Genomic DNA, 13,871 nt, shown 5'->3' with positions numbered 1-13,871 from the left:
CCATGGCTCCCACCCCACCCCCCGATCCCGCTGCTTCCGCTCCTTCCCGCCGCCGGCGCAAGGAGGCTCGCCCCCAGGAGCTGATGGCCGCCGCTCTGGAACTGTTCGTCGAGCGCGGCTTCGCCGCCACCCGTCTGGACGACGTGGCGGCCCGGGCCGGGGTGTCCAAGGGGACGCTCTATCTGTACTTCGACAGCAAGGAGGCCCTGTTCGAGGCGGTCATCCGCGAGGGCATGGTGCCGGCGCTGAAAGAGGCGGCGGTCCGGGTGGCGTCCTACCAGGGCAGCGCCGCTGCCTTGCTCGAAGAACTGCTGATGGCCTGGTGGGCCCTGATCGGCGCCGGCCCGCTGGGCGGCATCCCCAAGCTGATGATCAGCGAAGCGCGCAATTTCCCCGCCGTGGCCGAGTACTACTACGCCAACGTGATCGTCCCTGGGCGGCAGCTGTTGGCCCTGACCCTGGAACGGGGCATGGCTGCCGGCGAATTCCGTCCCGTGAACGTGGAAACCGCCATCGACGTGGTCATCGCCCCCCTGCTGATGCTCGCCATCTGGCGCTATTCCATGGGGCCTTGCTGCCCGTCCGATACCAACTACGACACCGAGCGTTACCTGCGCACCCACCTGGACCTGTCACTGGACGGCCTGCGCGCCCGTTCCGCCGGCGGCGCCTGAGCGCCCGGCCCTTGTCCCCTTCCTTGTCCGCATTCCGGCCTGCGACCACCGCCATGCACACCTTCCGTGACTTTTCGTTTCGCCCTGCCCGCGCGGCCTTGTGTTTGCTGCCGGCCTTGCTTCTCGCCGCCTGCGGGCCGGCCCCGGAAACCTCCGCCCCACCCTTGCCTGTGCTGGTAGCCCAAGCTCGCCCTGCTCCCGATGGTGGTCAGGTTTTTTCCGGGGAAGTGCGGGCCCGCCGTGAGGCCGACCTGGCGTTTCGCATCGCCGGCAAGCTGGCGGTCCGCCTGGTGGATCCGGGTACCCGGGTGAAGCCTGGGGAGGTGCTGGCCCGCCTCGATCCCGAGGATGTGCGCCTGTCGGCGGCCGCCTCCCGGGCCCAGCAGGCCCAGGCCGAAGCCGATCTGAAGCTGGCCCGGGTGGATTTGGAGCGGACCCGGGCCCTGCGCAGCCAGAATTTTATCAGCCAGGCGGCCCTGGACCAGAAGCAGGCGGCCTACGACGCCGCCGCGGCGCGGAGCGAGGCGGCCCGGGCCCAGGCGACGGTGGCCGGTAACCAGTCGGGCTACGCCACCCTGACGGCGGACGTGGCCGGGGTGGTCACCCAGTACTTCGCTGAACAGGGGCAGGTGGTGTCCGCCGGCCAGCCGGTGCTGCGCCTGGCGCCGGATGGGGAAAAGGAAGTGGTGATCGCCGCCGGCGAATCCCAGGTGGGCGCCTTCAAGATCGGCCAGCCGGTCAAGGTCAGCCTGTGGGCCCGGCCCCTGCCCCTGATCGACGGTGTGGTGCGCGAGATCGCCCCGGCAGGGGAGTCCGCCAGCCGGGCTTTCGTCGTCAAGGTAACCCTGCGGCCGGCTACCAAGGGCGAGGACGAGGCCGTCCGCCTGGGCATGACCGCCACCGTGGTGGCCGGCAATGGGGCGACCGCCCAGTCTGGGGTGGTGCTGGTGCCCCCGGGAGGCTTGGTCCAGGCCGCGGGCAAGCCGGTGGTGTGGGTGCTGGCCGGTGCGCCCGCCGGCCCGGTCAAGGCCGAAGCGCGTCCGGTGACGGTGGCCCAGTACCGGGAAGACGGGGTGCTCGTGAGTGGCGTGGCGGCCGGTGAATGGGTGGTGTCGCGGGGCGGTCACAAGCTCCAGCCGGGCCAGTTGGTGCGGGCCGAGAGCCTACCCGGCGAGGCTCCCCCTGCGCTCAGCGCAGCAGCTGCTTCCGCCGGGGGCGCCAAGTGACCGGCCGCTTCAACCTGTCCGAGTGGGCTCTGGCGCACCAGCCCCTGGTGCGCTACCTGATCTTCGTCCTGGCCCTGCTTGGCGCCCTGGCCTACAACAAACTCGGCCAGTCGGAAGACCCGCCGTTCACCTTCAAGGTGATGGTGGTGCGCACCAATTGGCCCGGCGCCAGCGCCCGGGAGGTGGAGCAACAGGTCACCGACAAGATCGAGAAGACCCTGCAGCAGGCCCCCCAGGTGGACATCCTGCGCAGCTATTCGCGGCCCGGCGAATCGGTGGTGATCTTCCAGGCCAAGGATTCCACCCCGCCGGCCCAGGTGCCGGACCTGTTCTACCAGGTGCGCAAGCGCATCGGCGACATGCGCTATCAATTGCCCAGCGGCATCCAGGGACCCTATTTCAACGACGAGTTCGGCGACACCTTCGGCAACATCTACGCCCTGAGCGGCCCCGGCTATTCCGCCACCGAACTGCGGGACTACGCCGACCGTATTCGCAACCGGCTGTTGCAGGTCAAGGACGTGGCCAAGGTGGACCTGTTCGGCGACCAGGACGACAAGATCTTCGTCGAGTTATCGAACATCAAGCTAGCCAACCTGGGCCTTGACCTGACCACCATCAGCGAGGCCCTGGCGCGGCAGAACGCGGTGACCGAACCGGGCTATTTCGAAACCCGCGAGGACCGGGTGCGGCTGCGCCTGTCCGGGGCTTACGACAGCGTGGCGGCGGTGCGCGACACCATGCTCCGTGCCGGCAACCGACTGATCCGCCTGGGCGACATCGCCGAGGTCAAGCGCGGCTACAGCGAGCCCCCTCAGCCGCGCATGCGTTTCATGGGCGAGGAATCCCTCGGGCTTGGCGTGTCGATGGCGCCGGGGGGCGACATCATCCGACTCGGCCGCGCCCTGGACGAGGAAACCGCCCGGCTCAAGGCGGAACTGCCCGCCGGCCTGGAGTTCCGCGAGGTAGCCAGCCAGCCCAAGGCGGTGCAGCGCTCGATCAACGAATTCGTACGTGCCCTGGCCGAGGCGGTGATCATCGTGCTGATCACCTGTTTCTTTTCCCTGGGCCTGCGCACCGGCCTGGTGGTGGCGGTGTCGATCCCCCTGGTGCTGGCCGCCACCTTCCTGCTCATGCAGTACTTCGGCGTCGGCCTGCACAAGATTTCCCTGGGGGCGCTGGTGCTGGCCCTGGGGCTGCTAGTGGACGACGCCATCATCGCCGTGGAGATGATGGTGGTGAAGATGGAGCAGGGCTGGGAGCGGAGCAAGGCGGCGGCTTTCGCCTACACCTCCACCGCCGGGCCGATGCTCTCCGGCACCCTGGTCACCGTGGCCGGCTTCCTGCCGATCGCCACCGCCCAGTCGGCCACCGGCGAATACACTCGCTCGATCTTCCAGGTGAACGCCATCGCCCTGCTCACCTCCTGGGTGGCGGCGGTGGTGGTGATTCCCTACCTGGGCTACCACATGCTGCCCGACCCCCTGGCGCCCAAGGAAAGCCGGCTGTCCTATCGGCTGCGCCAGCGCTGGCTGCACCCGCTGCTGGCCCACCTGTCGACCCGCTTTCCGCGCCTGGAAACCACGGTGAACGGCTGGATGGAGCGGCTCACCGCTTCCCGGGTCGAGGACCACCACGACCACCCGGAAGACATCTACAACACCCCCTTCTACCACCGCTTCCGCGCCCTGGTGGACTGGTGCGTCAAGCGCCGCTGGCTGGTGATTGCCGCCACCCTGGCAGTGTTCGTCACCGCCCTGGTGGGCTTCCGCTTCGTCCAGCAGCAGTTCTTCCCCAGCTCGACCCGGCTGGAGCTGATGGTGGATCTGCGCCTGCCCGAAGGCTCCTCGTTCACCGCTACCGAGCAAGTGGTCAAGCGCCTCGAAACCATGCTGGCCAAGGAAGCGGGCGTGGAGAACTACGTGGCCTGGGTCGGCACCGGCAGCCCGCGCTTCTACCTGCCCCTGGATCAGCAATTGCCCCAGACTGCCTTCGCCCAGTTCGTCGTGCTCACCCGCAGCATCGAGGACCGGGAGGCGCTGCGCGGCCATCTGATCCGGCTGTTCCAGGAGGACGCCGGCTTCGCCCCGGTGCGGGCCAACATTACCCGCCTGGAGAACGGGCCGCCGGTGGGTTTCCCCGTCCAGTTCCGGGTCAGCGGTGAGCACCTGCCGACCCTGCGCGCCCAGGCCGAGAAGGTGGCGGCGGTGCTGCGCGCCAACGGCAACCTGTCCGATGTGCAGTTCGACTGGGACGAGCCGTCCAAGGTGCTGCGTCTCGAAGTGGACCAGGACAAGGCGCGCCAGTTGGGCGTGTCCACCAGCGAGCTGGCCCAGTTGCTCAACACGGCCCTGATCGGGCTGAAAGCCACCGAATTCCGCGAGAAGAACCGCACCATCGAGGTCCTGTTGCGTGGCGACCAGCGCGAACGCACCTACCTGTCCCAGCTGGAAACCCTCAACGTGCCGACCCGGGCCGGCCGTACCGTGCCCCTGGCCCAGGTGGCCAAGGTGCGCTACGAACTGGAGGACGGCCTGATCTGGCGGCGCAACCGGCTGCCGACCATCACCGTGCGCGGCCAGATCTACGACAGTCGCATCCAGGCGCCCACCGTCACCGCCCAGCTGCTGCCCCAACTGGAGCCGGTTCGCGCTGCGCTGCCGCCGGGCTACACCCTGGAGACCGGCGGTACCGTGGAGGAGGCCGCCAAGGGCTCGTCGTCGGTGGCCGCCGGCATGCCCCTGTTCATCTTCACCGTGCTGACGGTGCTGATGGTCCAGCTCAACAGCTTCTCGCGCACCATGCTGGTGGTGCTCACCGCCCCCCTGGGGTTGATCGGGGTGACGGTGTTCCTGCTGCTCTTCAACCGGCCCTTCGGCTTCGTCGCCATGCTCGGCACCATCGCCCTGCTGGGGATGATCATGCGCAACTCGGTGATCCTGGTGGACCAGATCGAGCAGGACATCCGTTCCGGAATGGCGCCCTGGCGGGCCATCGTCGAGGCCACGGTACGGCGTTTCCGCCCGGTGGTGCTGACCGCCGCCACGGCCATCCTGGCGATGATTCCGCTCACCCGCTCGACCTTCTTCGGCCCGATGGCGGTGGCGATCATGGGCGGCTTGCTGTTCGCCACGGCGCTCACCCTGCTCTACCTGCCGGCGCTGTATGCCGCCTGGTTCCGGGTGCGTCCCCAGGCGGGGCAGCAGGAGGCCGCGGCCCCTGCGGTATAATCCCGAGGTTTTGCGCGATTCCGCCCATGGCGCGCGCTGGTGCAACGTGAACCCGGGAAACGATGGAGAAGGCAAGGAAATGGAAAGCACACTGAATTTCGAGCAGGCCCGCTTCAACATGGTCGAGCAGCAGATCCGTCCCTGGGACGTGCTCGATACGTCGGTGCTCGACCTGCTGTTCGCGGTCAAGCGCGAAGAGTTCGTGCCGGCCGAATCCCGCGCCCTGGCCTTCGCCGACCTGGAACTGCCCATCGGCCACGGCCAGGTGATGCTGCAGCCCAAGCTCGAAGCCCGCCTGCTCCAGGAACTGGCCGTCAAGAAGACCGACAAGGTGCTCGAAGTGGGCACCGGCTCCGGTTACATGGCCGCCCTGCTGGCCGCCAAGGCCGCCCAGGTGACCAGCGTCGAGATCATCCCCGAGCTGGCCAAGACCGCCGCCGCCAACCTCAAGGCCGCCGGCGTCGCCAACGCCCGGGTCGAAGTGGGTGACGGCCTGCAAGGCTGGTCCGCCGGCGCCCCCTACGACGTGATCGTCGTCTCGGGAGCCGTGCCGGTGCTGCCCGAAGCCCTGCTCGGTCAACTCAAGGTCGGTGGCCGGCTGGCAGCCATCGTCGGTACCGCGCCGGTGATGGAAGCCCAGATCGTCACCTGCACCGCGCCCCACACCTATTCCACCCTGAACCTGTTCGAAACCGTGGTGCCTGCCCTGCAGAACGCGCCCCAGCCGAGCACCTTCCGCTTCTAAGCGCCTTCCTTCCGGACCGACCATGCAGAATCTCTCTCCCCGCGACCTGGCCGACTGGCTGGCCGATCCCGACCGGGCCAAGCCCCTGTTGCTGGACGTCCGGGAACCCTGGGAATTCGCCCTGTGTCACCTGCCGAATAGCCGGCACGTGCCCATGGGACAGATCCCGGCGCGCTGGGAGGAGCTGAACGAGCGGCCGGAAGGGTTGCCGGTGGTATGCATTTGCCACCATGGTGGGCGCAGCATGCAGGTGGCGATGTTCATCGAGCGGGCCGGGGTGGAACCGGTATTCAACCTGGCAGGGGGCGTTCACGGCTGGGCCGCGGACGTGGACCCGGCCATGCCCACCTACTGATTCTTCCCGCGGAGATCCCGGCATGATGCGCGCACTGCTCGCCACCCTTTCCCTGACCGTCGCTGGTCAGGCCCTGGCCGCCGAGGACCTGGCCCAGATCTATCGCCAGGCCCTGACCAGCGACCCGCAGTACGCCGCCGCCCGGGCCACGCTTGAAGCCGGTCAGGAAAAGCGGCCCCAGGGGTTGTCGGCACTGTTGCCGTCGGTGGTGGGCACCGCCAGCACCACCTGGAACGAGAACGACATCAAGCTGGGCAGCAACCCGTCGATGCGCCGCGAGTACAACGCCAACGGCTGGAACGTGCAGCTGACCCAGCCGATCTTCCGCTGGGACCGCATTGCCGCCTACCGCCAGTCCGGCGCCCTGGTGGCCCAGTCCGAAGCCCAGTTCGCCCAGGCCCGCCAGGATCTGGTGCTGCGTGTCGCCCAGGCCTATTTCGACGTGCTCTACGCCCAGGAAAACCTGACCGCCCTGCGCGCCCAGAAGGTGGCGATCGCTCAGCAATTGGCTCAGGCGAAAAAGAGCTTCGAGGTGGGTACCGCTACCATCACCGATACCCACGAAGCCCAGTCCCGCTTCGACCTGGCCACCGCCCAGGAACTGGCGGCGGAGGCCGACCTGGAAGTCAAACGCCGCGCCCTGGCCGCCATCATCGGCCGGGAGCCGGGCGACTTGGCCCGGCTCAAGCGCGATGCCCAACTGACGCCGCCCCAGCCCCAGGCGATGACCACCTGGGTGGAGTCGGCCCAGCGCGACAATTTCCTGGTGCAGGTGCAGCAGGCCGGCCTGGAAGTGGCCGAGCGGGAAGTGGAAAAGCAACGCGCCGGCCACCTGCCCAGCCTCGACGTGGTGGCCAACCAGGGCTACAGCGCCGGGGTTACCCAAAGTTACGCCAACGGCATGCCGGTGGCGGTGAAGAGCCAGACCGATGCCTACAACGTCGGCCTGCAACTGACCATCCCCATCTTCCAGGGCGGTTACGTCAATTCCAAGACCCGGGAAGCCCAGGCCCAGCGCCAGGCGGCCATCGCCAACCTGGAAGGGGCCAAGCGCAATGCGGCCCTGACGGCCCAGCAGTCCTACCTGGGGGTGATGAGCGGCCTGGCCCAGGTGAAGGCCTACGAGGCGGCCCTGGTGTCGTCCACCTCGGCCCTGGAATCGAACAAGCTGGGCTACGAGGTGGGGGTGCGCATCAACATCGACGTGCTCAACGCCGAGCAGCAGGTCTATACCACCACCCGAGACCTGGCCAAGTCGCGCCTCGATACCCTGGTGGCCCAGCTCAAGCTGAAGTCCGCCGTGGGCACCCTGGCCGAAGAGGACATCGACCAGGTCAACGCCCTGCTCGAGCACTGACTGCCTGGTGCCGGGCAGACCCGGCGGGCGCATCAACTCTGGGTGGCGCCGCCCGGTTTCAGCCGGTAGGCCGCCGAATCGGGCGGACGATGCCTGGAAAGGCGCGCCAGTATTGCCTTTCCAGGCATGCACCTTGTAGATCGAGTATTGGCGCGGGTTTTCAGGCCGTGCGCGAAAATTTGGTACTGCCTACGTGCCTGCCGCGGCGTTCTCTGCTTTCTCTGCGCCTCGGCGAACGCCGCGTTGGTAGCGGTTTCGCCGGTTGCCTGGGTGACGCGTGGTGCCCTTAGCCCCGCATCGCGGCGGCGATCACCGCCATGACCCGTTCTGTCGCGCCGCGATGGGCGGCGCTAAAGGCTGTGGCGGCATCTTTCATGGCGGCCAGTTCCGCGGGCCGGGCGAGCAGCTCGCCTGCCACCGTCACCAGCTCGGCCGGATCGGACACCTGCCGCGCCGCGCCGGCCGCCACCGCGTCCCGGGTGGCCTGGGCGAAGTTGAAGGTGTGGGGGCCGATCAGCACCGGGCAGCCGCAGGCCGCCGCCTCGATCAGGTTCTGCCCGCCCAGGGGCACCAGGCTGCCGCCGATGAAGGCCAGGTCGGCGCAGGCGTAGTAGGCCGGCATTTCCCCCAGCGAATCCCCCAGCCAGACGTCGGTGGCGGTATCGACCGCGGGTGCTGCCTCGCCCGGCGTGGCCGAGCGGCGGGCCAGCGCCAGGCCGGCACCTTGGGCCAGGGTCGCCACCTCGTCGAAGCGTTGCGGGTGGCGCGGCACCAGCACGAGCAGGGTTCGCTCCAGCCCGGGCTGGCGGCGCAGGGCGGCGAAGGCGTCCAGCACCAGGGGCTCTTCCCCTTCCCGGGTGCTGGCGGCGAGCAGCACCGGGCGCGGACCGCCGGCCTGGAAAGTGGCGCGCCAGGTCCGGCCTCGGTCGAGCAGGACGGGGGGCGGCGCCACGTCGAACTTGACGTTGCCGCATACGGCGATGTTTTCGGCGCCGCAGCCCGCCAGCCGTTCGGCGTCGGCCCGGGTCTGGGCGGCCACGGCGGCCAGGGCGGCAAAGGCCGGGCGGGCCAGGGCGGCAAAGCGCCGGTAGCCCCGGGCCGAACGTTCCGACAGGCGGGCGTTGGCCAGCACCACCGGCACCTGGCGGGCGGCGCAGCTTTGCACCAGGTTGGGCCACAGCTCGGTTTCCATCAGCACGCCGACCTTGGGGCGCCAGGCGTCGATGAAACGGTTCACCGCCCCGGGCAGGTCGTAGGGCAGGTAGGCGACGGCGATGCGCTGGCGACCGGGGAAGTCGGCGGCCAGGTAGAGGGATTCGGCGGTGTCCCGGCCGGTGGGGGTCATGCCGGTGATGACCAGATGGTGGCCGGGATAGCGGTCGAGTAGGGCCTGCACCACGGGCTGGGCGGCCCGGGTTTCGCCCACCGAGACGGCGTGCAGCCACAGCCAGGGCGTGCCGTCGTCGGGCGCGGCCCCATCCGGCGGGGCGCTGTAGCCGAAGCGTTCCCCCAGGTGGCGCCGGTAGCCGGGCTGGCGCCGGCCGCGCCACCACAGCCGCAGGCAGACCAGGGGCGTCAGGGCGTAGAAGAGCAGGGAGTAGGCGAGGCGGGTGAGGTCCATGGCGGGCGGTGGGAGCCGTGCGAATCGGGCTGACTGGGGTGTCTGGGCGGAGGGGATGCCTGGGGGGTCAGCCGACGGCGGGCAGGTCGCGGCCGGCGAGGAAGGCATAGGCCCGGGCGGCCACGTCGCGGGGATCGGGGCACTGGGCCTTGCCCCCCAGATTGGCGTGCAGGCCGGCGGAGAGCACGCCGGTGAGGCCCGGGTCGGTGGCGACGAACAGGGCCAGGGTGGGGATGTTAAGCGCCGCGGCCAAGTGGGTCAGGCCGGTGTCCACCCCAACCGCCAGCCGGGCGACGCCGATCACGGCGGCCAGCTCGGCCAACCCCGAGGCGGGGAGGGCCTCGGCGCGGGGGGGGGCTGAAGAGGCGCGCCCAGCTTGATTCTCCAGGCGGGGTGGCTGGAGATCGTTTATCCACGCGGGGTTTGGCGGAGTGGTGCCGGAGCTGTTGAGGGCGGCGGCGATGCGCCCGGCCCGCTCCCGTTCCCGGGCGCTGCCGCCGGGCAGGCGCAGGTCCAGGCCGGCGGCGAGCAGGGCCCGGCCCAGGGCGATCCAGTGGTCTTCCGGCCACAGCTTGTCGTCCCGGCTGGTGGCGGTGAGCAGCACGGCGTAGGGGCGGGCCGTATCGATCCCGGCGGGTAGCGCGGGCAGCCTGGGGCTGGCGGCGATGCCGTAGTCCAGGGGCAGCAGCTCTAGCTCCTGGGCGTAGCCGAAGGCAGCGGCGGCCAGCCAGCGGTTGCGGGTGACGGCGTGGATGCCGGTGGGGATGGCGTAGGTCTGATTGTAAAAATGGGCTGCCAGAGGCTCCCGGGCCGATTCCGGGGCGTAGCCGGCCTTGGGGCCCCGGGCCTGACGGGCGATCAGGGCGCTCTTGACCAGCCCCTGGGTGTCGAGCACGGCGTCGTAGGCGGTCTCGCGCAGGGTGCGGCGGAAGGCGCCGATCTCGCCCCAGGTGGCGCCCTGCAGCAGGTGCTTGCGCCAGCGCCGTACCGCCACCGGAATGACCTGGGCTACGCCCGGGTGCAGGCCGGGCAGGGCCTGGAAACCTTCTTCGACGCACCAGTCGATGCGCGCGCCGGGGAAGTGGCGGCGCAGGTCGCTGACCACCGGCAGGTTGTGGATGACGTCCCCCAGGGAGGAAGTCTTGACCAGCAGCAGGGTCGGTGGCGCAGACGGGCGGGAAGTGGCGGAAGCGGGGCGGGGCGGCAAGGTAGAATGGCGGCCGAAGAAGAGGTGGGGCGGCGAGGTTGCCGCAGGGGCCGGGGGCGCTCAGTGCGCTCAGGGTCCGGCAAGGCGGGAATTATAGCGGCCCTCGCCGATCCGCCGCGCCTCCGGGTGTCCGTCCGTCATGGGCGGGGCCCCCGCCGTTCTGTCTCCTGCCTCCCTGTTCAACGTCCCAACCATCATGCCCCTGTCCGTCGTCATCATTACCCTCAATGCCGCGGCCCAACTGCCGGCCTGCCTCGATAGCGTCGATTTTGCCGACGAGGTGCTGGTGGTGGACTCGGGCAGCAGCGACGGCACCGTCGAACTGGCCCGCGCCCGGGGCGCCCGGGTGATCCACCAGGACTGGCTGGGGTTCGGTCCGCAGAAGCAGTTTGCCGTCGAGCAGGCGGCCCACGACTGGGTGCTGTGCCTGGATGCGGACGAGCGGGTCAGCGCGACGCTGCAGGCGAGCATCGTGGCGGCTCTGGCCGCGCCCGGAGCGAAAGCCTACCGCTTTGCCCGCTGCAACCGCTTCCTCGGTCGCTACCTGCGTCACGGCGAGGGCTATCCGGACTGGAGTCTGCGCCTCTTCCAGCGCGGCCATGGGCGCTGGTCCGACGATGCGGTGCACGAGAAGGTAGTGCTCGACCCCGCTGCCGGCGCCGTCGCCACCCTGGCCGGCGATCTGATGCACGATTCGGCCGAGAGCATCGCCGCCTATCTGACCAAGCAGAATTGCTACACCAGTCTGGCTGCCGAAGCGGCAGCGGCGGCGGGCAAGCGGGCCTCGGCGGTACGGGTGGTGCTGTCGCCCCTGGTGCGTTTCATCAAGTTTTATGTGGTGCGCCGCGGCTTTCTCGACGGTCTGCCCGGCTTCATTCACGTGGCCATCGGCTGCTTCAACAGCTTTGCCAAGTACGCCAAGATGCGGGAAATCCAGCTGCGTGCCGCAGCAATGGGGGCGAAGCGATGATTCTTGTACTTAATGGGGCGGCCTGCCGCTCCGGTATAATTTGACGCCTTTGGCTCCGGGTTGGCGCGCAACCTGGGCGCATCGCTAGGTTTGAGGGGAATGGTTTGAAAGTACTGGTCACCGGTGCCGCCGGTTTTATCGGCATGCACACGTCGCTGCGCCTGCTGGAGCGGGGCGACGAGGTCGTGGGGTTCGACAACTTCAACGACTATTACGATCCGACCCTCAAGGAGGCCCGTGCCGCCCGGTTGGCGGCCCATGCCAATGCCGCGAATTTCCGCATGGTGCGCGGCGATGTGGCCGATACCGCCGCGGTGGCCGCCCTGTTCGAGCGGGAAGGCTTCGACCGCGTGGTGCACCTGGCGGCCCAAGCCGGGGTGCGCTATTCCCTGCAGAATCCCCACGCCTATGTTTCAGCCAACCTGGCGGGGTTCGTGAACATCCTCGAAGGTTGCCGCCACGGCAAGGTCGAGCATCTGGTGTACGCCTCCAGTTCCAGCGTGTACGGCGGCAACACCAAACTGCCATTCTCCGAGCACGACAGCGTGGATCATCCGGTCAGCCTGTACGCGGCGACCAAGAAGTCCAATGAACTGATGGCCCACACCTACAGCCACCTGTTCGGCCTGCCCACCACCGGGCTGCGCTTCTTCACCGTCTATGGCCCCTGGGGGCGCCCGGACATGGCGCTCTTCCTGTTCACCCGGGCGATTCTCGAAGGCCGCCCCATCGACGTATTCAACCACGGCCAGATGGTGCGCGACTTCACCTTCATCGACGATATCGTCGAGGGCGTCATTCGTGTCCTCGACCAGCCCGCCCAGCCCGATCCCGCTTTCGATCCAGCCAACCCGGATCCAGCCCGCAGCAATGTGCCGTACCGGGTGTTCAACATCGGCAATCACAATCCGGTGCAGCTGATGACCTACATTGAGACCCTGGAGCGGGCCTTGGGCAAAACGGCGGAAAAGAACTTCCTGCCGCTGCAGGACGGCGACGTGCCGGCCACCAGCGCCGATACCGCTGAATTGGAAACGGCAGTGGGATTTGCGCCGGCAACGACTGTCGAAGCAGGTATTGGGCGTTTTGTGACCTGGTACCAGGATTACTACAAGAACAAGTGTTAATAAGGATTCAATGTTATGAATGCCAATCCGTTCAATCCCGTTGTGGCGGTCGTGGGGCTAGGTTATGTAGGGCTTCCTTTGGCCGTGGCATTTGGTAAGCGCTTTCGCACGATCGGTTTTGATCTGTCGGAAGCCAAGATCGCCGCGTATCGCCAGGGCGTAGACCCGACCGGTGAAGTGACACGGGAGGATTTGTCGCAAGCCGAAAAGCTGGAAGTGACGACTGATCCCAGCATGCTTGGCGAGGCCGACTTCATCGTAGTGGCCGTCCCGACACCGGTGGATGCAGCGCATCAGCCGGATTTTTCACCCCTGGTCGGGGCCTCCGAAACGGCAGGTCGCTACTTGAAGCAGGGGGCGACCGTGGTGTTCGAGTCCACCGTCTATCCCGGTGCCACGGAAGAAGTGTGCATCCCTGTGCTGGAAAAGCATTCCGGGAAACAGTGGGGGCGGGATTTCTTTGTGGGCTATTCCCCGGAGCGGATCAACCCGGGGGATCGGGAACATACCTTGACGCGAATCGTTAAGGTCGTGTCCGGTGATAGCGCGAATACGCTGGAACAGGTGGCGGCACTCTATGAAGCAATCATCGATGCAGGGGTGCACCGCGCATCGTCCATCAAGGTGGCGGAAGCGGCAAAAGTCATCGAAAACACCCAGCGCGACCTCAACATCGCGCTGATGAATGAACTCGCCCTCATTTTCGACAAGCTGGGTATTGATACCACCGAGGTGTTGGAAGCGGCCGGTACCAAGTGGAACTTCCTCAAATTCAGGCCTGGTCTGGTCGGTGGCCATTGCATCGGGGTCGATCCCTATTACCTGACCTATAAGGCCGATATGCTGGGTTATCACCCGCAAGTGATCCTGGCCGGTCGCCGGATCAACGATGGTATGGGGAAGTTCATCGCCGAGAAGACCATCAAGTTGATGATTCAAGCAGGCCAAAGCATTAAGGGCGCTCGGGTGGCGGTGCTGGGTTTGACGTTCAAGGAAAATTGTCCCGATCTGCGCAACTCGCGTGTCCCCGACATCATTCATGAGCTGGAAAGCTACGGGGTAGAGGTTTCCGTTCACGATCCGCTGGCTGACCCCGAAGAGGCCATGCATGAGTACGGCCTGAAGCTTTCTGCCTGGGAAGACCTGCCTACTGCCGAAGCGGTGGTGCTGGCGGTTGCCCATGATGCTTATGCCCAGGATGCCGGGGCAGTTGGGCAGAAAATCTGCCCGGGTGGGGTGTTGGCGGATGTGAAGTCCGTGTTGCGCCAGGCGCCGCGAGAAGATGTGGTGGTGTGGCGCCTGTAAGCGCACAAACCAGCACGGTATTTTTTTAATGGTGGCGTTGGAGGCTGTTCTGCT

At 67.7% G+C, this 13,871-nt stretch carries 11 protein-coding genes; 9 read left to right on the top strand and 2 right to left on the bottom strand.

The features are described from left to right. Positions 1–2 precede the first annotated feature (2 nt). From OTERR_RS14385 to OTERR_RS14360, 6 genes are all read left to right on the top strand, one after another. A complete protein-coding gene (locus tag OTERR_RS14385) occupies positions 3–674 on the top strand; it encodes a TetR/AcrR family transcriptional regulator (protein ID WP_149426174.1) in 672 nt (223 codons plus the stop codon). Between the two features lie 227 nt (positions 675–901). Continuing rightward, positions 902–1,900 carry an efflux RND transporter periplasmic adaptor subunit gene (locus OTERR_RS16445; protein WP_246154196.1) on the top strand — a complete coding sequence of 333 codons (999 nt, stop codon included), beginning with the start codon at positions 902–904 and terminating at the stop codon, positions 1,898–1,900. Then, positions 1,897–5,130, top strand: coding sequence for an efflux RND transporter permease subunit (locus OTERR_RS14375; RefSeq protein WP_246154193.1), 3,234 nt, complete (start codon positions 1,897–1,899; stop codon positions 5,128–5,130). Before OTERR_RS16445 ends, OTERR_RS14375 begins: the two co-directional genes overlap by 4 nt. 91 nt (positions 5,131–5,221) lie before the next feature. After that, positions 5,222–5,875 (top strand): protein-L-isoaspartate O-methyltransferase family protein, encoded by a 654-nt coding sequence (locus OTERR_RS14370; RefSeq protein ID WP_149426565.1) that lies wholly within the window; start codon positions 5,222–5,224, stop codon positions 5,873–5,875. 22 nt (positions 5,876–5,897) lie between these two features. Further along, on the top strand, positions 5,898–6,230 hold the full coding sequence (locus tag OTERR_RS14365) for a rhodanese-like domain-containing protein (protein ID WP_054620294.1): 333 nt from the start codon (positions 5,898–5,900) through the stop codon (positions 6,228–6,230). 22 nt (positions 6,231–6,252) lie between these two features. Continuing rightward, positions 6,253–7,587, top strand: coding sequence for a TolC family outer membrane protein (locus OTERR_RS14360; protein WP_342780104.1), 1,335 nt, complete (start codon positions 6,253–6,255; stop codon positions 7,585–7,587). A 286-nt stretch (positions 7,588–7,873) separates the two neighbouring features. Here the strand turns inward: OTERR_RS14360 and waaA are convergent, their stop codons facing one another. Then, entirely contained in the window at positions 7,874–9,208 is a 1,335-nt protein-coding gene (gene waaA, locus OTERR_RS14355; protein ID WP_149426171.1) for a lipid IV(A) 3-deoxy-D-manno-octulosonic acid transferase, read from the bottom strand. A gap of 67 nt (positions 9,209–9,275) precedes the next feature. After that, positions 9,276–10,415: a lipopolysaccharide heptosyltransferase I gene (waaC, locus tag OTERR_RS14350; RefSeq protein WP_149426170.1), complete on the bottom strand. Its 1,140-nt coding sequence runs from the start codon at positions 10,413–10,415 to the stop codon at positions 9,276–9,278. A gap of 196 nt (positions 10,416–10,611) precedes the next feature. Here waaC and OTERR_RS14345 point away from each other — a divergent pair, with 196 nt between their 5' ends. The 3 genes from OTERR_RS14345 to OTERR_RS14335 all read left to right on the top strand — a co-directional run bounded on the left by OTERR_RS14345 (position 10,612) and on the right by OTERR_RS14335 (position 13,817). Beyond that, positions 10,612–11,385, top strand: coding sequence for a glycosyltransferase family 2 protein (locus OTERR_RS14345; RefSeq protein ID WP_149426169.1), 774 nt, complete (start codon positions 10,612–10,614; stop codon positions 11,383–11,385). Positions 11,386–11,489: 104 nt separating this feature from the next. Continuing rightward, positions 11,490–12,512, top strand: a complete 1,023-nt coding sequence (locus OTERR_RS14340; RefSeq protein WP_149426168.1) for an NAD-dependent epimerase — start codon at positions 11,490–11,492, stop codon at positions 12,510–12,512. Between the two features lie 15 nt (positions 12,513–12,527). After that, complete coding sequence (locus tag OTERR_RS14335; protein WP_149426167.1) at positions 12,528–13,817, top strand: nucleotide sugar dehydrogenase; 1,290 nt, start codon at positions 12,528–12,530, stop codon at positions 13,815–13,817. Positions 13,818–13,871: the final 54 nt, after the last annotated feature.

The sequence above is a fragment of the Oryzomicrobium terrae genome, assembly GCF_008274805.1.
Taxonomy (GTDB): Bacteria; Pseudomonadota; Gammaproteobacteria; order Burkholderiales; family Rhodocyclaceae; genus Oryzomicrobium; species Oryzomicrobium terrae.
This window is presented reverse-complemented; position numbering and strand designations above follow the sequence as displayed.